The sequence below is a fragment of the Streptomyces sp. NPDC052079 genome (assembly GCF_040680275.1).
Lineage (GTDB): Bacteria > Actinomycetota > Actinomycetes > Streptomycetales > Streptomycetaceae > Streptomyces.
This window is the reverse complement of sequence record NZ_JBFAWL010000008.1, coordinates 169,800-192,543: the sequence shown is the minus strand read 5'-3', so window position 1 is coordinate 192,543 and position 22,744 is coordinate 169,800. Positions and strand designations below refer to the sequence as shown.

At 72.0% G+C, this 22,744-nt stretch carries 20 protein-coding genes; 12 read left to right on the top strand and 8 right to left on the bottom strand.

What is annotated here, in order from left to right; all coding sequences use genetic code 11:
* The first annotated feature begins 1 nt into the window (after position 1).
* The 7 genes from cysC (at position 2) to AB0L56_RS15880 (ending at position 6,796) form a co-directional block, all read left to right on the top strand.
* Positions 2–562, top strand: a complete 561-nt coding sequence (gene cysC, locus AB0L56_RS15910) for an adenylyl-sulfate kinase (protein ID WP_365423616.1) — start codon at positions 2–4, stop codon at positions 560–562.
* Positions 559–1,494 (top strand): sulfate adenylyltransferase subunit CysD, encoded by a 936-nt coding sequence (gene cysD, locus AB0L56_RS15905; protein ID WP_365423613.1) that lies wholly within the window; start codon positions 559–561, stop codon positions 1,492–1,494. Before cysC ends, cysD begins: the two co-directional genes overlap by 4 nt.
* A gap of 171 nt (positions 1,495–1,665) precedes the next feature.
* On the top strand, positions 1,666–2,994 hold the full coding sequence (locus tag AB0L56_RS15900; protein ID WP_365423610.1) for a GTP-binding protein: 1,329 nt from the start codon (positions 1,666–1,668) through the stop codon (positions 2,992–2,994).
* A gap of 245 nt (positions 2,995–3,239) precedes the next feature.
* A complete protein-coding gene (locus tag AB0L56_RS15895) occupies positions 3,240–4,343 on the top strand; it encodes an aliphatic sulfonate ABC transporter substrate-binding protein (RefSeq protein ID WP_365423607.1) in 1,104 nt (367 codons plus the stop codon).
* 35 nt (positions 4,344–4,378) lie between these two features.
* Positions 4,379–5,167 carry an ABC transporter ATP-binding protein gene (locus tag AB0L56_RS15890; protein WP_361034138.1) on the top strand — a complete coding sequence of 263 codons (789 nt, stop codon included), beginning with the start codon at positions 4,379–4,381 and terminating at the stop codon, positions 5,165–5,167.
* The gene (locus tag AB0L56_RS15885) at positions 5,154–6,050 is read left to right on the top strand and encodes an ABC transporter permease (protein WP_365423604.1); all 897 of its coding nucleotides are present in this window, start codon (positions 5,154–5,156) and stop codon (positions 6,048–6,050) included. The genes AB0L56_RS15890 and AB0L56_RS15885 overlap by 14 nt, the downstream gene beginning before the upstream one ends.
* 8 nt (positions 6,051–6,058) lie before the next feature.
* Entirely contained in the window at positions 6,059–6,796 is a 738-nt protein-coding gene (locus AB0L56_RS15880; RefSeq protein WP_365423601.1) for a sirohydrochlorin chelatase, read from the top strand.
* A gap of 9 nt (positions 6,797–6,805) precedes the next feature.
* Here the strand turns inward: AB0L56_RS15880 and AB0L56_RS15875 are convergent, their stop codons facing one another.
* From AB0L56_RS15875 to erm, 3 genes are all read right to left on the bottom strand, one after another.
* Complete coding sequence (locus AB0L56_RS15875; protein ID WP_365423598.1) at positions 6,806–7,354, bottom strand: DUF1697 domain-containing protein; 549 nt, start codon at positions 7,352–7,354, stop codon at positions 6,806–6,808.
* Between the two features lie 259 nt (positions 7,355–7,613).
* Positions 7,614–8,867, bottom strand: coding sequence for a macrolide-inactivating glycosyltransferase (gene mgt / locus AB0L56_RS15870; RefSeq protein WP_365423596.1), 1,254 nt, complete (start codon positions 8,865–8,867; stop codon positions 7,614–7,616).
* Positions 8,864–9,643 (bottom strand): ErmE/ErmH/ErmO/ErmR family 23S rRNA (adenine(2058)-N(6))-methyltransferase, encoded by a 780-nt coding sequence (erm, locus tag AB0L56_RS15865; RefSeq protein WP_365423593.1) that lies wholly within the window; start codon positions 9,641–9,643, stop codon positions 8,864–8,866. The genes mgt and erm overlap by 4 nt, the downstream gene beginning before the upstream one ends.
* A gap of 441 nt (positions 9,644–10,084) precedes the next feature.
* Here erm and AB0L56_RS15860 point away from each other — a divergent pair, with 441 nt between their 5' ends.
* Entirely contained in the window at positions 10,085–10,948 is an 864-nt protein-coding gene (locus tag AB0L56_RS15860) for an aminoglycoside phosphotransferase family protein (RefSeq protein WP_365423590.1), read from the top strand.
* A gap of 19 nt (positions 10,949–10,967) precedes the next feature.
* On the opposite strand, the gene AB0L56_RS15855 is transcribed toward AB0L56_RS15860, so the two are convergent.
* Positions 10,968–11,690, bottom strand: a complete 723-nt coding sequence (locus tag AB0L56_RS15855) for a 3'-5' exonuclease (protein ID WP_361034117.1) — start codon at positions 11,688–11,690, stop codon at positions 10,968–10,970.
* A gap of 123 nt (positions 11,691–11,813) precedes the next feature.
* A complete protein-coding gene (locus tag AB0L56_RS15850; RefSeq protein ID WP_365423587.1) occupies positions 11,814–13,055 on the bottom strand; it encodes an SAV2148 family HEPN domain-containing protein in 1,242 nt (413 codons plus the stop codon).
* A 321-nt stretch (positions 13,056–13,376) separates the two neighbouring features.
* Here AB0L56_RS15850 and glgX point away from each other — a divergent pair, with 321 nt between their 5' ends.
* Both glgX and treY read left to right on the top strand, forming a co-directional pair.
* On the top strand, positions 13,377–15,542 hold the full coding sequence (gene glgX / locus AB0L56_RS15845) for a glycogen debranching protein GlgX (protein ID WP_365423584.1): 2,166 nt from the start codon (positions 13,377–13,379) through the stop codon (positions 15,540–15,542).
* An 82-nt stretch (positions 15,543–15,624) separates the two neighbouring features.
* Positions 15,625–17,979: a malto-oligosyltrehalose synthase gene (gene treY, locus AB0L56_RS15840; RefSeq protein ID WP_365423581.1), complete on the top strand. Its 2,355-nt coding sequence runs from the start codon at positions 15,625–15,627 to the stop codon at positions 17,977–17,979.
* Between the two features lie 376 nt (positions 17,980–18,355).
* Here treY and AB0L56_RS15835 read toward each other — a convergent pair whose 3' ends face one another.
* Together AB0L56_RS15835 and AB0L56_RS15830 are read right to left on the bottom strand one after the other, a co-directional pair.
* Positions 18,356–18,778, bottom strand: a complete 423-nt coding sequence (locus tag AB0L56_RS15835) for an SSI family serine proteinase inhibitor (RefSeq protein ID WP_365423578.1) — start codon at positions 18,776–18,778, stop codon at positions 18,356–18,358.
* Positions 18,775–20,040: a M14 family zinc carboxypeptidase gene (locus AB0L56_RS15830; protein ID WP_365423772.1), complete on the bottom strand. Its 1,266-nt coding sequence runs from the start codon at positions 20,038–20,040 to the stop codon at positions 18,775–18,777. The genes AB0L56_RS15835 and AB0L56_RS15830 overlap by 4 nt, the downstream gene beginning before the upstream one ends.
* On the opposite strand from AB0L56_RS15830, the gene AB0L56_RS15825 reads away from it, so the two are divergent.
* Positions 19,945–20,190 (top strand): hypothetical protein, encoded by a 246-nt coding sequence (locus AB0L56_RS15825; protein WP_365423575.1) that lies wholly within the window; start codon positions 19,945–19,947, stop codon positions 20,188–20,190. The genes AB0L56_RS15830 and AB0L56_RS15825 overlap by 96 nt on opposite strands.
* Positions 20,191–20,263: 73 nt before the next feature.
* Here AB0L56_RS15825 and AB0L56_RS15820 read toward each other — a convergent pair whose 3' ends face one another.
* Positions 20,264–20,815: a DUF1707 and FHA domain-containing protein gene (locus tag AB0L56_RS15820; RefSeq protein ID WP_365423572.1), complete on the bottom strand. Its 552-nt coding sequence runs from the start codon at positions 20,813–20,815 to the stop codon at positions 20,264–20,266.
* A gap of 174 nt (positions 20,816–20,989) precedes the next feature.
* Between AB0L56_RS15820 and treZ the strand changes: the two genes are divergently transcribed.
* Positions 20,990–22,732 (top strand): malto-oligosyltrehalose trehalohydrolase, encoded by a 1,743-nt coding sequence (gene treZ, locus AB0L56_RS15815; RefSeq protein WP_365423569.1) that lies wholly within the window; start codon positions 20,990–20,992, stop codon positions 22,730–22,732.
* The last annotated feature ends 12 nt before the right edge of the window (positions 22,733–22,744 follow it).

Sequence of the window (22,744 nt, the reverse complement as noted above, 5' to 3'; positions counted from 1 at the left end):
CATGACGACCCCTCAGGAGACTTACGTGACGACCGGAGCCACCGTCTGGCTCACGGGTCTGCCGAGCGCCGGCAAGACCACCATCGCCCAGGAGCTGGCCGCCCGGCTGCGCGAGCGGGGCCGGCGGGTCGAGGTGCTCGACGGCGACGAGATCCGCGAGTTCATCTCGGCGGGGCTCGGCTTCAGCCGCGAGGACCGGCACACCAATGTGCAGCGCATCGGCTTCGTCGCCGAACTGCTCGCTCGCAACGGCGTCACCGCGCTGGTGCCGGTGATCGCGCCGTACGCCGACAGCCGGGACGCGGTCCGCAAGCGACACGCGGCGAACGGCACGCCGTACGTCGAGGTGCATGTGGCGACACCGGTCGAGGTGTGCTCCGTACGCGATGTGAAGGGCCTGTACGCCAAGCAGGCCGCGGGTGAACTCACCGGGCTCACCGGTGTGGACGACCCGTACGAGGAGCCCGAGACGCCCGATCTGCGGATCGAGTCGCAGAACCAGACCGTGCAGGAGTCCGCGGCGTCGGTGTACGCCCTGCTCAGCGAAAGGGGACTGGCATGACGACCGTCGCCACTGTCGAGGAGGGGACGGCCAGCCCGTACGCCCTCTCCCACCTGGACGCCCTCGAGTCCGAGGCGGTGCACATCTTCCGCGAGGTGGCGGGCGAGTTCGAGAAGCCGGTGATCCTGTTCTCCGGCGGCAAGGACTCCATCCTCATGCTGCATCTGGCGCTGAAGGCCTTCGCCCCGGCCCCGATCCCCTTCTCGCTGCTGCACGTGGACACCGGGCACAACTTCCCCGAGGTCCTCGACTACCGCGACCGCACCGTCGCCCAGCACGGGCTGCGGCTGCATGTGGCCTCGGTGCAGGACTACATCGACCGCGGGGTGCTCAAGGAGCGCCCCGACGGCACCCGCAACCCGCTGCAGACCCTGCCGCTCACCGAGAAGATCCAGAGCGAGAAGTTCGACGCCGTGTTCGGCGGCGGGCGCCGGGACGAGGAGAAGGCCCGCGCGAAGGAGCGGGTGTTCTCGCTGCGCGACGAGTTCTCCCAGTGGGACCCGCGCCGTCAGCGCCCCGAGCTGTGGAACCTGTACAACGGCCGGCACGCCCCCGGTGAGCACGTCCGCGTGTTCCCGCTGTCCAACTGGACCGAGCTGGACGTGTGGCAGTACATCGCCCGCGAGGGCATCGAACTGCCGGAGATCTACTACGCGCACGAGCGCGAGGTCTTCCGCCGCTCCAACATGTGGCTGACCGCCGGTGAGTGGGGCGGCCCGAAGGACGGCGAGGTCGTCGAGAAGCGGCTGGTGCGCTACCGGACCGTGGGCGACATGTCCTGCACCGGCGCGGTGGACTCCGACGCCGACACCATCGAGAAGGTGATCACCGAGATCGCCGCCTCGCGCCTCACCGAGCGCGGTGCGACGCGAGCCGACGACAAGCTCTCCGAGGCAGCCATGGAGGACCGCAAGAGAGAGGGGTACTTCTAAGTTGGCCTCTTCCGTCGCCCGCAGACCACAGAATCCGGCGATCGCTCACCGGGCTTCCTGCTTCACAGCCGATAGCCCCCGGGACGAACCCAAGCCGAGGTCTTACATCAGCTCCACAGGCCGAAACCGCCGACCCGGCGGCCGCCACGGAATGTAGCAAAGGGATTACACATGACGCCAGTCCAGCAGTTGTCGACAACGACGCTGCTGCGGTTCGCCACCGCCGGCTCGGTCGACGACGGCAAGTCCACCCTGGTGGGCCGGCTGCTGCACGACTCCAAGTCGGTCCTGACCGACCAACTGGAGGCCGTGGAGCGCGCGTCGGCCAGCCGGGGCCAGGACGCTCCCGACCTGGCGCTGCTCACCGACGGTCTGCGGGCCGAGCGGGAGCAGGGCATCACCATCGACGTGGCCTACCGCTACTTCGCCACGCCCCGGCGCCGGTTCATCCTCGCCGACACCCCCGGCCATGTGCAGTACACGCGGAACATGGTGACCGGCGCGTCCACGGCCGAGCTGACGGTGATCCTCGTCGACGCCCGCAACGGTGTCGTGGAGCAGACCCGGCGGCATGCCGCCATCGCGGCGCTGCTGCGCGTCCCGCACGTGGTCCTCGCCGTCAACAAGATGGACCTGGTCGACTACCGGGAGTCCGTGTTCGCGGGCATCGCCGAGGAGTTCACGGCGTACGCGACCGAGCTGGGCGTCCCCGAGGTGACCGCGATCCCGATCTCGGCGCTGGTCGGCGACAACGTGGTGGAGCCGTCCGCGCACATGGACTGGTACGGCGGCCCGACGGTGCTGGAGCACCTGGAGACCGTGCCGGTCAGCCACGACCTGGCGCACTGCCACGCGCGGCTGCCCGTGCAGTACGTGATCCGGCCGCAGAGCGCCGAGCACCCGGACTACCGGGGGTACGCCGGGCAGATCGCGGCGGGCACCTTCCGGGTGGGCGACTCGGTGACCGTGCTCCCCTCCGGCCGGACGACGACGGTGACGGGGATCGACCTGCTGGGCAAGCCGGTCGACGCCGCCTGGACGCCGCAGTCGGTGACGCTGCTGCTGGCCGACGACATCGACATCTCGCGCGGTGACCTGATCGTCCCCAGCAAGGACGCGCCGACCACCTCGCAGGACGTCGAGGCCACCGTGTGCCATGTCGCGGACCAGCCGCTGACCGTCGGCCACCGGGTGCTGCTCAAGCACGGCACGCGCACGGTCAAGGCGATCGTGAAGGACATCCCGTCCCGGCTGACGCTGGACGACCTGTCCCTGCACCCGCACCCCGGCACGCTCGGCGCCAACGACATCGGCCGGGTGAAGATCCGTACCGCCGAACCGCTGCCCGCCGACTCCTACGCGGACTCGCGGCGCACCGGCTCGTTCATCCTCATCGACCCGGGCGACGGCACGACGCTGACCGCCGGCATGGTCGGTGAGTCCTTCGCCGCGCCGGAGCCCGTCAAGGACGGGACCGAGGACGACGGATGGGACTTCTGAGCATGAACTCCAGCGAGTCCCGCGCCCAGTCCCCAACCGATTTCTACGCGGGGTTCGCGAAGGAGGGCGGCCGGGTCGGCAGCGGGGCCCTCGGTGCCGGACAGGGCGGGGTGGACCGATGTGTGCGATGACGTACGCGCACCGCTCGCGCGCCCTCACGCCCCACCGCCGCAGACGAAAACCCGCCGACTTCCCGGCCACGACCTGAGAACGTGACCGCCGGGCCTCCGAGAGGACAGCCTCCCGTGCCTGCCACATCAGCCCTTCGCCGCGCCCTCGCGGTGATGGCCGTACTGCCGCTGCTCACCCTGGCCGGGTGCGGCTACGGCTCCCAGGCGAAGGACGACGGCGCGGCGAAGGTCGCCCCCGGCGCGGAGAAGACCGACGGTCTCGACTCCGTCAGGATCGGGTACTTCGGCAACCTCACGCACGGGACCGCGCTGGTGGCCAACAAGAAGGGCTTCTTCCAGCAGGAGCTCGGCGGCACGGAGGCGAAGTACGCCGCCTTCAACGCGGGGCCGTCGGAGATCGAGGCCCTCAACTCCGGCTCCCTCGACATCGGTTTCATCGGCCCGTCGCCGGCCATCAACGGCTACACCCGGTCGGACGGCAAGAACCTGCGGATCGTCGGCGGTTCGGCGTCCGGCGGGGTGAAGCTGGTGGTGAACCCGAACCGGGTGAAGTCGCTGAAGGACGTCGAGGGCAAACGGATCGCCACTCCGCAGCTCGGCAACACCCAGGACGTCGCGTTCCTCAACTGGGCGGCCGAGCAGGGCTGGAAGGTCGACCCGAAGAGCGGCAAGGGCGATGTCACGGTCGTCCGCAGCGACAACAAGGTCACCCCCGACGCGTTCCGGTCCGGGTCGGTCGACGGCGCCTGGGTGCCGGAGCCGACCGCCTCCAAGCTGGTCGCCGACGGCGGCAAGGTGCTGCTGGACGAGACTTCCCTGTGGCCGGACAAGAAGTTCGTGATCACGAACATCATCGTGCGCCAGGAGTTCCTCGACGAGCACCCGAAGGCGGTCGAGGCGGTGCTGAGGGCGTCCGTCAAGGCGAACGAGTGGATCAACGCCCACCGGGACGAGGCGAAGACGGTCGCCAACGAGCAGCTGAGGACCGACTCCGGTAAGGCGCTGCCCGCCGAGGTCCTCGACCCGGCGTGGGAGTCCATCCGATTCACCGACGACCCGCTGGCGTCGACGCTGCGCACCCAGGCGGACCACGCGGTCGAGGCGGGCCTGCTGCAGCAGCCGGACCTGACCGGCATCTACGACCTCACGCTGCTGAACAAGGTCCTGAAGGCGGCCGGCAGACCCGCCGTCGACGACGCCGGACTCGGCGCCGAGTAAGCCCGGATCACGAAGAGTTCCAGGAGGTGACGACCATGGCCACGACCCTTGCCAAGGCCGCCGACGGCGTCGGGGCGGCCACGCACGCCGCCCGGATCGAGCATGTCTCGAAGTCGTTCGCGGGTCCGGCCGGGCAGCAGCTCGTGCTGGACGACATCACGCTCGACGTCGCGCCCGGTGAGTTCGTCACCCTGCTGGGGGCGTCCGGGTGCGGCAAGTCGACGCTGCTCAACCTGGTCGCGGGCCTGGACCGGCCCACGGCCGGCGCGATCAGCACGGACGGCCGGCCCGCCCTGATGTTCCAGGAGCACGCGCTCTTCCCGTGGCTGACCGCGGGCAAGAACATCGAACTCGCCCTGAAGCTGCGGGGCATGCCGAAGAACGAGCGGCGCGGGCGGGCCGAGGAGCTGCTGGAGCTCGTCCGCCTGAAGGGGGCCCACGGCAAGCGGGTGCACGAGCTGTCCGGCGGGATGCGGCAGCGGGTCGCGCTGGCCCGGGCGCTCGCCCAGGAGAGCAAGCTGCTGCTGATGGACGAGCCGTTCGCGGCCCTGGACGCCATCACCCGGGACGTGCTGCACGACGAGCTGACCCGGATCTGGCGCGAGACACAGCTGTCGGTCCTCTTCGTCACGCACAACGTGCGCGAAGCGGTCCGGCTCGCGGAGCGGGTGGTGCTGCTGTCCTCCCGTCCGGGCCGCATCGCCCGTGAGTGGACGGTCGGCATCCCGCATCCGCGCCGTATCGAGGACACCGCCGTGGCGGAACTGTCCGTCGAGATCACCGAAGAACTCCGTGGGGAGATCCGCCGTCATGGCCAGCACTGAGACGACCGCGAAGGACAGGGACGGGGGCGACCTCGCCGGTCTGGAGGCGGGCCTCGACGCACTGGAGACGGTGCAGACCGGCCGCACGCCGTTCCGGCAGACCCTCACACAGAAGGTCCTGCCGCCGCTCGTCGCCGTCGCGCTGGTGCTGGCCGTGTGGCAGGGCCTGGTCTCCTTCAAGATCGTCGACGATCCGACCAAGCTGCCCTCACCGGGCGCGGTCTGGCACGTCCTGCGCGAGGCATGGCTCCAGGGCGAGCTGCTCGGCTACATCTGGACCAGTGTCTCGCGCGGTCTGCTCGGCTTCTTCTTCGCGCTGCTGATCGGCACCCCGCTGGGGCTGCTGGTGGCGCGCGTCAAGGTGGTGCGCGCCGCGATCGGGCCGATCCTGTCCGGTCTGCAGTCGCTGCCGTCGGTGGCATGGGTGCCGCCGGCGGTGATCTGGCTGGGTCTGAACAACTCGATGATGTACGCGGTGATCCTGCTCGGCGCGGTCCCCTCGATCGCCAACGGCCTGGTCTCCGGCGTCTCCCAGGTGCCGCCGCTGTTCCTGCGGGCAGGGCGCACGCTGGGCGCGACGGGACTGAAGGGCACCTGGCACATCGTGCTGCCGGCCGCGCTGCCCGGCTATGTGGCGGGGCTGAAGCAGGGCTGGGCGTTCTCCTGGCGCTCGCTGATGGCGGCGGAGATCATCGCGTCCTTCCCCGACCTCGGCATCGGCCTCGGCCAGCTGCTGGAGAACGGCCGCAACGCCAGCGACATGGCCATGGTCTTCGAGGCCATCCTGCTGATCCTGACCGTCGGTATCGCCATCGACCTGCTGATCTTCAGTCCGCTGGAGCGGTGGGTGCTGCGCAGCCGCGGTCTGCTGGTGAAGGGCTGAGGCACACCATGCACCGTCCGGTACTTCTCGTCATCGCCCACGGCAGCCGCGATCCCCGGCACGCCGCGACCGTGCACGACCTGGTGCGCCGGGTGCGGTCGCTGCGGCCCGGACTGCGGGTGGAGACCGGGTTCCTGGACTTCAACATCCCCTCCGTGAAAGGGGTGCTGGAGTCCCTGGACGCGGAGGGCGTCCGCGATGTGGTCGCCCTCCCGCTGCTGCTGACCCGCGCCTTCCACGCCAAGGCCGACATCCCGGCGGTGCTGGCCGAGGCCCCGCCGCGGCTGCGGATCCGCCAGGCCGAGGTGCTGGGCCCGTCGCCGCTGCTGCTCTCGGCCCTGGAGCGCCGGCTGTACGAGGCGGGACTGACGCCCGCCGACAAGTCCTCGACCGGGGTCGTGCTGGCCTCGGCGGGGTCCTCCGACCCGGAGGCGATCGCAGTGATCGCTGAAATCGCGCGGGAGTGGCGGCACACCGGTTGGTGCGCCGTGCGGCCTGCGTTCGCCTCCGCATCCCTTCCCCGCACCGAGCAGGCGGTCCGCGAACTGCGCGCCCTTGGCTGCGCGCGCGTCGCCGTCGCGCCCTACGTCCTCGCCCCCGGCTTCCTCCCGGACCGTATCGCCCGGGGTGCGGCGGAGGCGGACGTCCGGGCGGACGTGCTCGGTCCGGCGCCGGAGGTGGCGCGGGTGCTGCTGGAGCGGTATGAGCAGGCGCGGGCGCCGCGACTCGCCGCGCTCGGCGCCTGACTCGTCCGCTCAGTCCCGGGTGAGCTCCACGAGTTTGGTTACGGTGTTCCAGTTGCGGCTGGTGGCGACGACGCCCTTGTTGATACGCGGCTTGGACAGGTGCTCGGCGAGCTTGGAGCGGCCCAGCCCGTTCGGGGCGTACAGGTAGAGCACACGGTCGCCGAGGCGGAACTCCTCGGGGAGGTAGGCGGCCGGGTCGATCTCGGCGAAGCGTTCGGCCGTGACGGGCTCGGAGAAGTAGGTGACGTGGAGCTGCTTGGGCTCGAGGGTGCCGGCCGGGAACGGGCAGGCGTCGGCGACCGCCTTCAGATAGGCGTGGTCACGCACGATCACATCGACGGCGAACCCGAAGTGCCGCTCGATCGCCGCGGCCAACTCGCCGGCCAGTGACTCCTCGTCACCGCGCCCGGAACTGAACACCGCCTGACCGCTCTGCAGATGAGTACGCACGTCGTCATGCCCGAGCCCTCCGATGACCGCGCGCAGCTCAGCCATCGGCACTTTCCTGCCACCGCCCACATTGACCCCACGCAACAGGGCCGCGTACCTCATCGCCATGCCCCCAGCGTAGGCGCCCGCCGCACCCTGTGGGGCCGATCACAACGACCGGACACCGCCCGCCCCTACGGGCAGTTCCACCTCCCCCGCACCACTGCGAGCAGTCCCGCCTCCCCCCGCCCCACTGCGGGCAGTCGTGCCTCCCTCAGTGCCTTAGAGGCCTGGGAGGTACCCCCAGGGCGGCACGGGTGGGCGCAGCGGCACCCCGCCGGCGCCGGGCTGCGCAAACACCCCCCGCCCAGCCACAGCCACGGCCACCTCAGCCTCGCACGGGCAGCTCCGCCTCGATGAGGTCCGCCGCCCGACGCGTACCACCCTCCTCCGCCATCTCCGACTGCACGTCCTTCAGCCGCCGCGCGACCTCGGGATCGTCGACGAGCGAGAGAGCTGCCCCCCGCAACACCTCCGCACTCGCCTCCCCCGCCGGAACATGCCGCGCCACCCCCAACGCCTGCAGCATCTCCGCGTTCCCGAACTGATCCACAGCCTGCGGTACGGCGATCATCGGCGTCGCCGTGGCCAGCCCCTCCTGACTGCCCCCGGCCCCCGCGTGGGTCACGAACAGGTCGGCCTGCCGAAGGATCGCAAGCTGCGGCACCCACGTGCGCACCTCCACGTTCTCCGGTACGTCCCCCAGCTCGGCCGGGTCCACGTGCTTGCCGATCTGGAGCACCACGTGCCAGCCGGGCAGCCCGGCGAACGCCTTGACACACTCCCGGTAGAACTCCGGCTGCTTGGTGAACGACGACCCGAGCGACACCAGGACGACCTTCTCCGCGCCCGCGGGCCGCTGCCAGTCCCCCTCGGCGCCGCGATCGCCCTGACAGGCACCGACGAAGGAGTGCACCCGTTCGTCGACCCGGTCGGCGTTCGGCTGCAGCGCCTTGGGGATGAGGACGATCGAGCGGGCGGGACGGCCCGCGAAGGGGTCCGGGTGCTCGGTGATCCCGTTCTCCTCCAGCCATGCGTGGAAGCGGGCGTAGTACGCCTGTCCCCGCTCGGTCTTCCTGGGCTCCTCCCACATGGGCTCGGCGATCTCCTGCTCGTACCCGTCCCAGGCGACCAGGTTGGGCGAGAGGGAGATCGCGGGCACGCTCCAGCGGTGGGCGAGCACGCGCGCCGGATAGGAGGTGATGTCGTGCAGGACGAGGTCGGGGGTGTCCCCCTCGTACGCCTCCACAAGCTGCGGCAGTGCCTGGATGGCGTCGTTCAGGAACGGCTCCACGTTGTCCAGCAGCGTGGTGCCCCAGGCCTCCGGGTCGTCGTCGGGGCCCGGGAGCGTGCTGTTCCACAGCCTGGGTTCGGCGCCCGTCTCGGCGACCTTCTCGGCGAAGAGGGGCGGGATCGCGTACGTCACCCGGTGGCCGCGCGCCACGAGCTCGCGGATCACCTCGAGGCTGGGGTTCACGTGCCCGTGGGCGGCGATGGAGAACATGGCGATATGAGCGGGACTTGTGATCATACCGGGACCATAGACGAGACGAGACGTCTCGTGCAACTGATATACGATCACGGCACCAGCACCTCGTGCAGCCGCAGCCACCGCTCCGGCTCCAGCTCACCGACCAGCACCCCGGGATCCAGCCGCGCCGCCCGGAACGCGGCGTCCACCCGCCGCCGCGGATGCGCCCGGCGCAGGGAGGCATGCAGCGAGCCGCCGACCCCCGAGAAGCCCAGTTCGACCAGGCTCCGCCAGCTGCCATGGGCCGCGGCGCCAAGCAGCGGGACAGGGCGGCGCTCGATGCGGACGACACCGGCGTCGACCCGGGGCACGGGCCGGAAGGAGCGCCGGCTGACCCGTGCGAGCAGCCGCCACTCGTAGCGGGGCCAGGTGAGCACGGTGAGGCGGGTCCAGCTGCCGTAGTCGCCGGTGCGTTTGCGGGCGTACTCGAGCTGGGTGAGCAGGGTGGCATCGGTGAGCCGGGGTGCGCGCAGGCACCAGTCGACGACCGCGGCCGTACGGGAGAAGGGCACGTTCTCGGCAACGGAGAACGGTGTGCGCGGCGGCCGCGCGGCGAGGAAGTCGGCGCCCAGGACGCGGACATGGGGTACGGCGGAGAAGCGGTCGCGCAGTACGGGCACGAGCCGCGGGTCGATCTCGTAGGCGTGCAGTTCCCGGCACAGGGGCGCGAGCGCGTCGGTCACCGCTCCCCTGCCCGCGCCCACTTCCAGCAGCAGCGGGGCGGGCGCGCCGTCCGGGACGGCGAGGCGGGCGAAACGGCGGGCGGTGGCGCGGTCGGCGAGGAAGTTCTGCGAGAGCGCGCGGGAGATGGGGGCGGGGCGGGCCATGGCCTGCGGTCCTTGTCTTCCGTGAGGTGAAAAGGGCAGACGAGGGCCCTGACCGGAAGACAGAGGAAAGGAGCGGGGAGGGTGTGCGGACGGCCGCCGCGCAGGATCAGCGGGCGGTACTCCCCGGGCCGGTCAGGGCTCCGGAGCCACGACGCATCCGGACGGAGTGCGTGCAGCCCCGGCACTGACCGGTCTCGAAAATCGCGTTGCAGGCTCCCACGACAAGGACGCTAGGCGGCCGCTGCGACGGCGCGCAAGGGGTTTTCCGGGCGCCGCTCAGCGCTGGCAGCGGGCCAGCAACCAGATTGCCGTCGGCCGAGGTTGTGAAGGGGGTCTGGCTCGTCAAGGCATCGTGCACACCGCCCGACCTGTGCGAATGCGACACTGGCCGGCGGATGGCCGGATTGTGGCGGCCGGAGGCGGACGGACCTGGAGGGACGGATGGACGAGGCACGGGCGCGGGACGTGCTGGCGGCGGCGGGAGTGCTGCCCGGCGCGGCAGGGGACGCGCGGCTGCTCGCCCTCGGCGAGAACGCTGTGTTCGCCGCCGGTGACCTGGTCGTCAAGGTGGGCCGCGACGCCGAGCTGTTGGACCGGGCCCGGCGGGAGCTGGCCATCGCCGGGTGGCTGGAGTCGGAGGGCGTGCCGGCGGTGCGGGCGGCCGGACCGGAGGCACTGCTGGTCGAGGGGCACCCGGTGACCGTGTGGCACCGGCTGCCGGAGGCGGTGCGGCCCGCCGGACCACGGGATCTGGCCGAACTGCTGCGGCTGGTCCACGCACTGCCCGCTCCTCCCTTCCCGCTGCCGCCCCGCGATCTGCTGGGCGGGGTGGAACGCTGGCTGCGGCTCGCGGGCGACGCGATCGACCCCGCGGATGCGGCATATCTGCGCGAGCGGCGCGACGGTTTCGCGGCGGCGGCCGCGCAGCTGACGCCCCGGCTGCGACCGGGGCCCATCCACGGCGACGCGCTGCCCCGCAATGTGCACATCGGGCCGGACGGGCCGGTGCTGGTCGACCTGGAGACCTTCTCGGCCGATCTGCGCGAGCACGACCTGGTGGTGATGGCCCTCTCCCATGACCGCTACGGGCTGCCGGACGAGGACTACGCGGCATTCACCGCCGCCTACGGCTGGGACGTGCGCGACTGGGAGGGCTGCTCGGTGCTGCGCGGCGCGCGGGAGACCGCCAGCTGTGCCTGGGTCGCCCAGCACGCGCCGGGCAACCCCAAGGCGCTGGCCGAGTTCGAACGCCGGGTGGCGTCACTGCGGGACGGGGACGAGACCGTGCGCTGGTACCCCTTCTGACTCCGGGGCGCCCGGCGGGTCAGACCGGCTCGCCCGCCGGCTCCCGCAGCGGCCAGGTGCCGTCGATCACCGCGCCCGCGTTGCCCTTGCGGCGCAGGAAGTCCTGGAAGTCCGCCGCCCACTCGGCGTACCACTCGATCTGACGGCGGTGCAGTTCCGCCGGGCCGAGGGCCGCGACCTTGGGGTGGCGGACGGCTATCGCGCAGGCCAGCCGGGCCGCGGCGAGGGCGTCGGCGGTCGCGTCGTGCGCCGAGTCGAGGATCACGCCGTACTCCGCGCAGACCGCTTCGAGGTTGCGCTTGCCGCGCCGGTAGCGGTCGACGGAACGGTCGATGGTGTACGGATCGATGACGGGAGCGGGGTCGATGCCGCCCAGGCGGTCGCGCAGGGACGGCAGTCCGTACCGCCGCAGTTCGGCGGCCAGCAGGCTGAGATCGAAGGCGGCGTTGTAGGCGACGACCGGTACGCCCGTCTTCCAGTAGGCGGTGAGGACGCCGGCGATGCCGTCGGCGACCTGGTCGGCGGGGCGGCCCTCGGCGGCCGCCCGCTCGTTGCTGATGCCGTGCACGGCCACCGCCTCGGCGGGGATCGGCACGCCCGGGTCGGCCAGCCACTCGCGGCGCCCCATCGGCTCCCCCGCCCTGACCTCGATCACGGCGCCCGTGACGATCCGTGCCTCGCGCGGGTCCGTGCCCGTCGTCTCCAGGTCGAAGCCGATCAGCAGCTCCCGGTGCCAGCCCATGGGCTGCCCCCCTTCATTTGTGGTGCGTTCCCCCAGTGGTCCCCACCTTCGCACGCAGCACCGACAATCAGAGGATGGGGTTCCGCTTCCCCGGCCGGAACAGGGGGCGCCGGCACCGGGCGTTCACGACACCGGCCGCGAATCCGCCCACATCAGCTCGAACTCCTCGCGGTAGGTGGGGAACAGCCCGCCTTCCTCAACTTCGCCCGGCTTGACCACCTTGGTCCCGTTGCGCAGGACCAGCACGGGTGCCTCCATCCCCCGGGCGCGCCGCAGATGGTTCTGCACGACCGCCATGCCGTCCGGCCCGTCGCCGTCCACCAGGTAGGCCGTGCAGCGCGGCGTCTCGTCGTAGACCTGGATCTCGAAGGCACCCGGGTCGCGCAGCCGGGAGCGGACGCGGCGCATGTGCAGGATGTTCATCTCGACGGCGCGCCCGAGCTCGCCCCGCTTGATGCCGAGCTCACGCTCGCGCCGTTTGACCGCGCTGGACGCGGGGTTGAGGAACAGCAGCCGCACCCGGCAGCCGGACTCGGCCAGCCGCACCAGACGGCGCCCGGAGAAGTTCTGCACCAGCAGGTTGAGCCCGATACCGATGGCGTCGAGCCGGCGGGCGCCGCCGAAGATGTCCTCGGCCGGGAAGGTGCGCAGCAGCCGCACCCGGTCGGGATGGACGGCGACGACGTCGGCGTACCGGTCGCCGACCAGGTCCTCGACCGCGTCGACCGGCAGCCGCCGCGCGGACGGCACGTCTCCGCCGGCGCCGAGCATCTCCAGCAGCCGCGCGGAGGCCCGCTCGGCCTGGGCGAGCACCGCCTCCGACAGCGCGCGGTTGCGGGAGACGACGTTCCGGGTGACCTCCAGCTCGTCCAGGGCGAGCTCGACCTCCCGGCGGTCGTCGAAGTACGGCTCGAAGCACGGCCAGTGCTGGACCATCAGCTCGCGCAGCTGCGGCAGGGTGAGGAAGGACAGCACGTTGTCGTCGGCCGGATCGAGCAGATAGCCCTTGCGGCGGCTGACCTCGCGGACCGCGACCGCGCGCTGCACCCACTCCTGTCCGGCCGGTCCGGCGGCGGCGACCACCCAGTCCTCCCCGTGCACGGGCTCGTACACGGGCCGCAGCACGGCCGCGACGACCGCGCGGAGCCGCTGTTCCACCAGGTTCAGCCAGATGTAGGCGCGGCCGGCCCGCTGGGCGCGGGTGCGTACCTCGCGCCAGGCGTCGGCGCCCCAGTCCAGCTCCGGCCCGATCGAGCCCGCGTCCATCGGCCGTGCCAGGGACACCGCACCGGGCGGGACGTCCGTGGAACTGCTCCCCTCGTGACCCTCGTCACCAGGGGGCAGTTCCAGCCCTCCCGAGCCCACCCGCGCACCGCCTTCCGCTCCCCCGAGCACTCCCCGTCCCAACGATCAAGGAGAGTACTCCGGGAGCGGCACACGGTGCAGCCCGATGGACAGGTCCTTCCTCAACTTCCCCATGTCGTGCGACTGTTCCGTCCGCCGGGGGACCGGGAGTGAGCGGATGCATGGCGGATGCTCAGCGGATTCATACGGAGGGCGGCAGGTGCGCGGGTCGTGGGCCGAGCGGGCATGGGTAGAAGGGGGTTCCCGCCCTTTCGGGGAGACACGGGAACACTCGGAGCCAAGGCGCCCCACCGGCGCCGTACACCTGAAAGAGTCGTGTCCATGCAGGTCTGGCCTGGCGAGGCGTATCCGCTCGGTGCCACGTACGACGGCGCCGGAACGAACTTCGCGGTCTTCACGGAAGCCGCTGACCGAGTAGAGCTGTGTCTGCTGCACGACGACGGCTCCGAGACCGCGGTCGAGCTGCGCGAGAGCGACGCGTTCGTACGGCACGCGTACCTGCCCGGCGTGATGCCCGGGCAGCGGTACGGCTTTCGGGTGCACGGGCCGTACGCCCCCGAGCGGGGGCTGCTCTGCAATTCGGCGAAGCTGCTGCTCGACCCGTACGCGCGTGCGATCAGCGGGGCGGTCCAGTGGGGCGAGGAGGTGTACGGCTACCACTTCGACGACCCCGACCGGCGCAACGACCTCGACTCGGCGCCGCACACGATGACGCCGGTCGTGGTCAACCCGTACTTCGACTGGGGCGACGACCGGCGCCCCCGTACGGAGTACCACCACACGGTGATCTACGAGGCGCACGTCAAGGGTCTCACCATGCGCCACCCGGAGCTGCCGGAGGAGCTGCGCGGCACCTACGCGGGCCTCGCGCACCCGGCGGTGATCGAGCATCTGACCGAGCTCGGCGTGACGGCCCTTGAACTGATGCCGGTGCACCAGTTCGTGTACGACCACCGGCTGGTGGACATGGGCCTGAGCAACTACTGGGGCTACAACACGATCGGCTTCTTCGCCCCGCACAACGCCTACGCTTCCTGGGGCGACCGCGGCCAGCAGGTGCTGGAGTTCAAGTCGGCGGTCAAGGCGCTGCACGAGGCGGGGATCGAGGTGATCCTCGACGTGGTCTACAACCACACCGCCGAGGGCAATCATCTGGGGCCGACGCTGTCCTTCAAGGGGCTAGACAACCCCTCGTACTACCGGCTCACCGACGACCCCCGCTACTACATGGACACGACGGGCACCGGGAACTCCCTGCTCATGCGGTCCCCGCACGTGCTGCAGATGATCATGGATTCCCTGCGGTACTGGGTCACCGAGATGCATGTCGACGGGTTCCGCTTCGACCTCGCGGCGACCCTCGCCCGGCAGTTCCACGAGGTGGACCGGCTGTCGTCGTTCTTCGATCTGGTCCAGCAGGACCCGGTGGTCTCCCAGGTGAAGCTGATCGCCGAGCCGTGGGACGTGGGTGAGGGCGGCTATCAGGTGGGCAACTTCCCGCCGCTGTGGACCGAGTGGAACGGCAAGTACCGGGACACCGTGCGGGATCTGTGGCGGGGTGAGCCTCGGACGCTGGCCGAGTTCGCCTCCCGGCTGACCGGGTCGTCGGATCTGTACCAGGACGACGGGCGGCGTCCGCTCGCCTCCATCAACTTCGTGACGTGCCACGACGGCTTCACGCTGCACGACCTGGTGGCGTACAACGACAAGCACAACGAGACCAACGGCGAGGACAACCGGGACGGCGAGAGCCACAACCGGTCCTGGAACTGCGGGGCCGAGGGCGAGACCGACGATCCGGACGTGCTGCGGCTGCGGGCCCGGCAGATGCGCAACTTCATCGCGACGCTGATGCTCTCCCAGGGCGTGCCGATGATCAGCCACGGCGACGAGGTGGCCCGCACCCAGCGCGGCAACAACAACGCCTACTGCCAGGACAACGAGCTGGCCTGGCTCGACTGGCCCGCGGCCGGGGAGGAGGACGGGGGCGGGGAGGGGGAGGACGGGGCTGTGGCCGGGGAGGATCCGCGCCGACAGTTGCTGGAGTTCACCCGCGCGATGGTGTGGCTGCGCAAGGACCACCCGGTCTTCCGCCGGCGCCGCTTCTTCCACGGCCGGCCGGTCGAGGGCACCCACGACGACCTGTCCGACATCGCCTGGTTCACTCCCGAGGGTGCGGAGATGACCCAGCGGGACTGGGACTCCGCGCGGGCGTCGGCGCTCACGGTGTTCCTCAACGGCAACGCGATCTCCGAGCCCGGTCAGCGCGGGGAGCGCATCACCGACGACTCGTTCCTGCTGATGTTCAACGCCTCGCCCAAACCCCTGGACTTCGTGGTGCCGGTCGACCACGGCCGGCAGTGGCAGGTGGTCGTCGACACCGCCCGCGCGGACTGCATACCGCCGGGCACCGGGCCGAAGGTGGCGGCGGGGACGCGGCTCACGCTGACCGATCGGAGTCTGACGGTGTTACAGCGGCCGGTCTAGGGGGCGAGGGTGTGGGGGCTGCGGGGGTTGCGGTGGGGCGAGCCATGACACGAAAGGCCGCCACGGGGGTACGTAGGTTTCCATGACCCCTGAGCGACCTGAACCGGCGGTGCCCACGGCCACGTACCGGCTGCAGCTGCAGCCCGCCTTCCCGTTCCGGGCCGCGGCGGACGCCGTGCCGTACGTGGCCTCGCTCGGCGTGTCCCATCTGCATCTGTCGCCCGTCCTGGAAGCCGTGCCCGGCTCGCTGCACGGCTATGACGTGGTGGACCACACGCGCGTGCGCGAGGAACTCGGCGGTGCGGAGGGTCTGCGGGCCCTGGCGCGCACCGCGCGGGAGCACGGGCTCGGGCTGGTCGTGGACATCGTCCCCAACCACATGGCGATGGTCCCGCGTCACAACCGCGCCCTGTGGGAGGTGCTGCGCGACGGCCCGTCCTCGCCCTTCGCGCGGTGGTTCGACATCGACTGGGAGGCGCAGGGCGGGCAGGTGCTGCTGCCGGTGCTGGGCGGGCCGCTGGGCGGCGAGGCGGCCAACCTGAAGACGGACGGCGACGTGCTGCGCTACTACGACCACGTGTTCCCGCTGCGCGAGGGCACCGAGGGGCTGCCGCTGCCCCAGTTGCTGGACGCGCAGTGGTACCGGCCCGTGTGGTGGCGCCTGGCCCGGACCGAGCTCAACTACCGGCGGTTCTTCAGCATCTCCGAGCTGATCGGGGTGCGCGTGGAGGACCCGGAGGTGTTCGAGGCGACCCACGCCAAGACCCTGGAGCTGCTCCGGGAGGGCGTGATCGACGGGCTGCGCGTCGACCACCCCGACGGACTCGCCGACCCCGACGGCTATCTGCGACGGTTGCACGAGGCCACGGGCGGACGGTGGACGGTGGTGGAGAAGATCCTCGCCGACGACGAGACGCTGCCCGCCTCCTGGCCCGTCGCGGGCACCACCGGCTACGACGCCCTGCGGCACGTGGACGGCCTGTTCACCGACCCGGCCGGGTTCGGGGAGCTGCTCGGCCAGTACCGGCGGTTCGCGGCCCCGCGGACGGACCGGGGCGGCGACTGGGACGCCACGGTGCGGCGCGCGGCGTACAAGGTGCTCACGCACGAGCTGGCCGCCGAGGTGGACCGGCTGGTCCGGCTGACGAGCCGGCTGTGCGCGACCTCGCCGGAGACCGCGCTGCGCGACCGCGCGCCCTGGGCGCTGCGCACCGCGCTCCAGGAGCTGCTGGTCCGGCTGGAGGTCTACCGGCCCTACTCGTCCGTCGACGCCGGTGGTGTGGTGACCGAGGAGGCGGCCGCCGAGGCGCGGCTCGCCTTCGCCGTCCCTGAGGAGGCAGGGGCGGTGGATGTCGTACGGGATCTGGTGCTCGGACGGTACGGGGACGGGCCGGCGCACGTGGAGTTCCGTACGCGGTTCGCGCAGACGGCGTCGGCGCTGCGGGCCAAGTCCGTCGAGGACACCGGGTTCTACCGGTATGTGCCGCTGCTGTCGGCGACGGAGGTGGGCGGTGACCCCGGCCGTCCGGCGGTGTCGCCGGAACGGTTCCACGCGTACTGCGCGCGCGTGCAGCGCGACTGGCCGGCCACGGGGACGGTGGTGTCCACGCACGATGCCAAGCGCAGCGCCGATGTGCGGGCGGCGCTGCATGTGCTCACCGAGTGCCCGGAGCGCTGGGCGGACGTCGTCGCGGAGGTGACGCGCGCGGGTGAGGGCGTGCCCGACGCGCAGCTGGCGTGGGCGGCCTGGCAGACGGTGTTCGGGCTGGGGCCGGCGGAGGAGGAGCGGGTCCAGGCGGCGCTGCTGAAGCATGTGCGCGAGGCGGGGCTGTACACCAGCTGGACCGAGCAGGAACCGGCGTATGAGGAGGCGGTGGCGCGGTTCGTGGCGGCGGGGCCGTGTGGGGTGCCGGGCGAGCGGGTGGCGGAGTTCCGTGCGTCGCTGGAGCCGCATATCCGGGCGAACGTGCTGGGGGCGGCTCTTGTGCATCTGACGATGCCTGGGGTGCCTGATCTGTATCAGGGGACGGAGCGGGAGTACCGGGCGCTGGTTGATCCGGACAACCGGGGGACCGTGCGGTTTGAGAGCGACGGGGGCGAAAAGGAGGCTGTGACGCGGGGGGCGTTGGGGTTGCGGGCGCGGCGGCCGGATGTCTTCGGTGACACGGCGTCGTACGAGCCGCTGTCCGCCGAGGGGCCCGCGGCGGCGCACTGCACGGCGTTCGTCCGCTCCGGGGAGGTGCTGACCGCCGTGACCCGTCTGTCGCTGCGGCTGGCGGAGGCGGGCGGCTGGCGCGACACACGGCTGCCGCTGCCGGCGGGGCGGTGGGTCGATGCGCTGTCGCCGGGGTCGGGGCGGGAGTTCTCGGGGCAGGCGGAGTTGGCGGAGTTGTTCGGACGGTTGCCGGTGGCGCTGCTGGAGCGGACCGCGGACTGAGTGCGCCTGCGGTGGGTGGGTAGTGCGGGACCGGCGGGCTCACGCGCGGCAACCGCCCCGACCCACCGCAGCTGCGGGCAGTCGTGCCGCTGGGGCGGCACGGGTGGGCGCAGCGGCACCCGCCAAGCGCCGGCAAGCGAACCCACACCCGGCTCACCCGCGCACCGGCACGCCTGCGCACGTACGTGACATCCGCGCCGCCGGGCGGGTAACGCCGGGGGGTGTTCACGCAGCCCGGCGCAAACGGGGTGCCGTCGCGCCCACCCGTGCCGCCCTGGGGGTACCTCCCAGGCCCTTAAGGCACTGGGGGAGGCACGACTGCCCGCGGGAACGGGGGCAGGGGGCGAGGTCCGCGCGTGGCGCCGGAGCGGGGGCGTTATTGCGGGGGGAGGTCGAAGATGGGGCCTGTTCGGGCGGTCAGGGTGCAGGTGTTGGGGAAGGTTTCCGTGTAGGTGACGGGGCGGTCGCGCCACATGCCGTGGGCGTGCGCCGTCACCGGGGCGTAGACCATCGGGCAGACGGCGTCCTCCGACGGGACGTCGGCGATGCGCCCGTCCGCCGCGGCCAGCACCGCGCAGGCGTCGGCGGCCCGCCGGTGCTCGCCCCCGGGCGGGTCGCAGCGCAGCATCGTGCCGTCCGCCGACGCGGACGTCGTCTCTCCTTGGCTGACCGAGAGCATCAGCCAGCTCTCCTGGGCGGCGAGGCCCGCGGAGTTCGCCCGTGCGGGTGCCGCGCAGGCGAGCAGGACAACAGCGGCGGCCAGAGCCGCCCGTACCGCTTTCACTGAGGTATGCGTCATTCCCGTTGCATCGGCACGGCGGCCCCCGAACCCCACCCCGGCTCACCCGAACGGGAGCGTTCCGGTGTGCGCCCCGCGGCCAGCGCGAACGCGGCGAGCACGACCCGTGTCTGGTACTCGGCCTGACGTCCGACGGTGATCCACCGCGCCCCCAGGACGTCCCGGTAGTCCGCGCACCGCGCGTCGATCAGCCGGTCCAGCTCCGGCAGCGCCCCCGCCGGATCGCGCCCCGCGCGGGTCACCAGCTGGTGCAGCAGCCCCGCGGTGCGCAGGGCCAGCCGCCGTCCGGCGAGGCGCAAAGCGGTGAGGCCGGCGGTGGCCATGGGCGGCATCGGATGCGCAGAATCGTTACGGCAATCGGGGTCCCACGCGTCGGCGAGGCCGGGGCAGACCAGTAAATAGTCGTCGACCGGGGCGAGCAGCCGCGCCGCGTCGGGCACGCCGGAGACGTACGGCCGGATCCGGGCCGTCAGCGCGCGCAGCACCCGCGTGTCCTCGCGCAGCGTGCGGCTGACGGAGCGCAGTTCCGCCTCCGCGTCGGGGTGCGGGGAGCCGTCCCCGACGGCCGGCACGCCCCACATGGGCGCCTCGACGACCGCGGTCACGGTGCCGTACCGGTGCGGGTGGAACCACGTCGACTCGACGGCGGCCTCGGTGATCGCCGCGGCGAGGTCACGGCGGTGCGGGGGCGGGATCCGGTAGACGGCGGGACCGAGGCCCGGCCAGTACAGGGCGTCGTAGGCGCCGAGCTCGCGCGGGATGCCGAGGCGGGCGGCGATGCCCGCGACCCGCCGGTCGAGGCCGGGCAGGTCATGGGTGAGTTCGACGAAGCCCCCGCCGACGTCCACCCCGTGCAGCGAGCACTGGAGGAACGGCCGCAGTTCGTCCTGGAGGGCGAGCAGGGCGCGGGTCTCCGGCAGTGCGGCGGCAGCGGCGCCGTCGGGCAGCCATTCGGGTTGTTCCAGGAAGCCGGGCCGGAAGAAGTGACGGAAGTGGTGGCCGAGGGTGTACGGGCCGGTCAGCCAGCGCTCGTTGCGGCGCAGGCCGTCGGGGTCCAGGCAGAGCAGCAGGTTCCAGGTGGCGTCGGCGCCCTCGGTGAGCCGGGGGTCGGCCAGGGCGCGCTCGGCCAGCCGCATTACGGTGGCGCCGCCCACGGGCTCGTTGGCGTGCGGTCCGGCGACGACGAGGGCCTGGCGGGCACCATGGCCGATGCTCAGCAGCCACAGGGGAAGGCCCGCGCGGGAGACGCCGACGCGGCGCAGCCGGGCGTCGCGGGGATGCCGGGCGACGAGGGCGGCGGCCCGCGCGCCCAGTTCGTCGACGGTCGGATAGCGCAGGAGGGGCGGCAGGGCACACCTCCACGAAGTGGTGCCGTCTTCTCACCAGGAGTGCGGGGGGGGTACGCACAGTGAGTCACGACTTCGGGGGGTACGTCAACACCGCGGCGGGCACGGTGAGGTGGCGGGGCGGCCCGGACCGGCGCGTTCAGTTTGCCGCGAGCCGGTAGGTGATCTGGCCGAAGCCGATCTGGTCGCCGTCGCGCACGACAGCCGCGCCGACCACCCGGCGTCCGTTCACCGTCGTGCCGTTGGTCGAGCCGAGGTCCCGCAGCACCCACAGGCCGCCCTGGTGCCGGAGTTCGGCGTGTACGCGGGAGACCGTCTCATGACTGAGGCGCAGCCCGCTGGCGGGATCGCGCCCTATGCGCAGCGGGTGTCCGGCCCCCGGGTGCGGCAGCAGCAGCTTGGGCAGCTTCTCGGCCTGCCAGGCCCGGCGCAGCCGCACGGTGAAGCCGGACACCGCCTCGACCGTGCCGAACACCACGCGGGAGAAACGGCTTTCCCTCGGGAGGTCGGCGGTGAGGGCGGCGAGTTCGTCGGAACGCCGCGCGGTGAGCGCGAGTTCCATGCGTCGGATGAACGTGTCGTGCGACAGACGGCCCTTGGCGACGCCGTCCCGCAGCACGCTCAGCGCCTTGTCGCGCTCCGCGTCGGACAGCCGCGCGGGGTACGTGTGGAACTCGAAGGACGACTTCACGCTGTTGATTGTCGGCCAGTGACGGCCGGGCTGTCCAGAAACCGGGGGGAACGGCAGGGACACAGGACAGCCGGCGACACCTGCCGCAAAAGGGAGGATCCCGCGACGAATTGATCTCCGATGACGCACGATGGACGGGCTACATCACGGTGAGCAGACGAAGGGGAACCGTCCGTGCAGTTCGAGGTGTGGGCACCGCAGGCCGGCAGAGTGACGCTCCAGTGCGACGGCGTCACGCGCGCGTTGGAGCGCGATCCGCAGCGTGAGGGGTGGTGGACGGGAGAGGCCGAGGCGCACGACGGCTCCCGGTACGGCTTCGCGCTGGACGACGGTCCCGTGCTGCCCGATCCGCGCTCGCGCCGCCAGCCGGACGGGCCGGACGGGCCCAGTGCCGTCGTGGACCACGACCGGTTCACCTGGCGTTCGGAGTGGGTCGGGCGTCCGCTGCCCGGAGCGGTGCTGTACGAGCTGCACGTGGGCACGTACACGCGCGAGGGCACCTTCGACGCCGCCGCCGAGCGGCTCGGTCATCTCGCGGACCTGGGCGTGACGCATGTGGAGCTGATGCCGGTGTGTCCGTTCCCGGGTCGGCACGGGTGGGGGTACGAGGGGGTGTCGCCGTGGGCCGTGCACGAGCCGTACGGCGGGCCCGAGGGGCTGAAACGGTTTGTCGACCGGGCGCACGCCCTGGGACTCGGCGTCGTCCTGGATGTCGTACACAACCATCTGGGGCCGTCGGGGAACTATCTGCCGCAGTTCGGCCCGTATTTCACGGACACCCACCACACCCCCTGGGGCATGGCGGTCAATCTGGACGCGCCCGGCTCCGACGAGGTGCGCGCGTATTTCATGGAGAGCGCGCTGGCGTGGCTGCGGGACTACCGGATCGACGGGCTGCGGCTGGACGCGGTGCACGCGCTGGTGGACACGCGCGCGTCCCACTTCCTGGAGGAGCTGTCCGGGGCCGTGGACGCCCTCGCCGCCGACACCGGCCGGCCGCTGTTCCTCATCGCCGAGTCGGATCTGAACGACCCCCGGCTCATCACACCGCGCGAGGACGGCGGTTACGGGCTGCACGCGCAGTGGAACGACGACTTCCACCATGCCCTGCACACCGCCGTGACCGGTGAATCGGGCGGCTACTACGCCGACTTCGCGCGCGCACCGCTCGCGGCCCTCGCGAAGACGCTCACCGGCGGCTTCTTCCACGACGGGACGTACTCCAGTTTCCGGGGCCGGCGCCACGGCCGCCCGCTGGACCGCGACCGGGTGGCCGCGCACCGGCTCCTCGGCTACAGCCAGACCCACGACCAGGTCGGCAACCGGGCCCAGGGGGACCGGCTGGCCGCGCTCGTCTCCCCCGGGCTGCTGGCCTGCGCGGCGGCCCTCACGCTCACCGCGCCTTTCACACCGATGCTGTTCATGGGCGAGGAGTGGGCGGCCGGCACGCCCTGGCAGTTCTTCACCGACCACACCGACCCGGAACTCGCCAAGGCGGTGAGCGCGGGCAGACGGCGGGAGTTCGCGGCGCACGGCTGGGCCGGGGAGGACGTGCCCGATCCGCAGGACCCCGCCACCCGCGACCGCTCCTGTCTGGACTGGTCGGAACCGGACCGCGAGCCGCACGCGCGCGTGCAGGCCTGGTACCGGCAGCTGATCGCCCTGCGGCACGCACAGCCGGACCTGACCGACCCGGACCTCGGCGACACCAAGGTGGCCTACGACGAGGAGCAGCGCTGGCTGGCCTTCCGGCGCGGCGACATCCTGGTCGCCGTGAACCTCGGGGATCGGCCCGCCGCCGTCCCCCTGGGTGTTCCCGGCGCGCGGATCCTCGCGGCGTGGGAGCCCGTGGAGACGCCGGACGCGGACGGGGTGCTGCGGCTGCCCGCGGAGTCGGCGGCGGTGCTGCGGGAATGACGGGCGCGGTGG

Excerpts from the sequence above, each read along its gene's own strand:
- erm (WP_365423593.1), bottom strand. The coding sequence starts at position 9,643 with ATGGCCCGCCCCGCCCCCATCTCCCGCGCGCTCTCGCAGAACTTCCTC.
- AB0L56_RS15860 (WP_365423590.1), top strand. The coding sequence starts at position 10,085 with ATGGACGAGGCACGGGCGCGGGACGTGCTGGCGGCGGCGGGAGTGCTG.
- cysD (WP_365423613.1), top strand. The coding sequence starts at position 559 with ATGACGACCGTCGCCACTGTCGAGGAGGGGACGGCCAGCCCGTACGCC.
- AB0L56_RS15880 (WP_365423601.1), top strand. The coding sequence starts at position 6,059 with ATGCACCGTCCGGTACTTCTCGTCATCGCCCACGGCAGCCGCGATCCC.
- treY (WP_365423581.1), top strand. The coding sequence starts at position 15,625 with ATGACCCCTGAGCGACCTGAACCGGCGGTGCCCACGGCCACGTACCGG.
- AB0L56_RS15875 (WP_365423598.1), bottom strand. The coding sequence starts at position 7,354 with ATGGCGATGAGGTACGCGGCCCTGTTGCGTGGGGTCAATGTGGGCGGT.
- AB0L56_RS15890 (WP_361034138.1), top strand. The coding sequence starts at position 4,379 with ATGGCCACGACCCTTGCCAAGGCCGCCGACGGCGTCGGGGCGGCCACG.
- AB0L56_RS15835 (WP_365423578.1), bottom strand. The coding sequence starts at position 18,778 with ATGACGCATACCTCAGTGAAAGCGGTACGGGCGGCTCTGGCCGCCGCT.
- AB0L56_RS15855 (WP_361034117.1), bottom strand. The coding sequence starts at position 11,690 with ATGGGCTGGCACCGGGAGCTGCTGATCGGCTTCGACCTGGAGACGACG.
- AB0L56_RS15900 (WP_365423610.1), top strand. The coding sequence starts at position 1,666 with ATGACGCCAGTCCAGCAGTTGTCGACAACGACGCTGCTGCGGTTCGCC.
- AB0L56_RS15885 (WP_365423604.1), top strand. The coding sequence starts at position 5,154 with ATGGCCAGCACTGAGACGACCGCGAAGGACAGGGACGGGGGCGACCTC.
- cysC (WP_365423616.1), top strand. The coding sequence starts at position 2 with ATGACGACCCCTCAGGAGACTTACGTGACGACCGGAGCCACCGTCTGG.
- glgX (WP_365423584.1), top strand. The coding sequence starts at position 13,377 with ATGCAGGTCTGGCCTGGCGAGGCGTATCCGCTCGGTGCCACGTACGAC.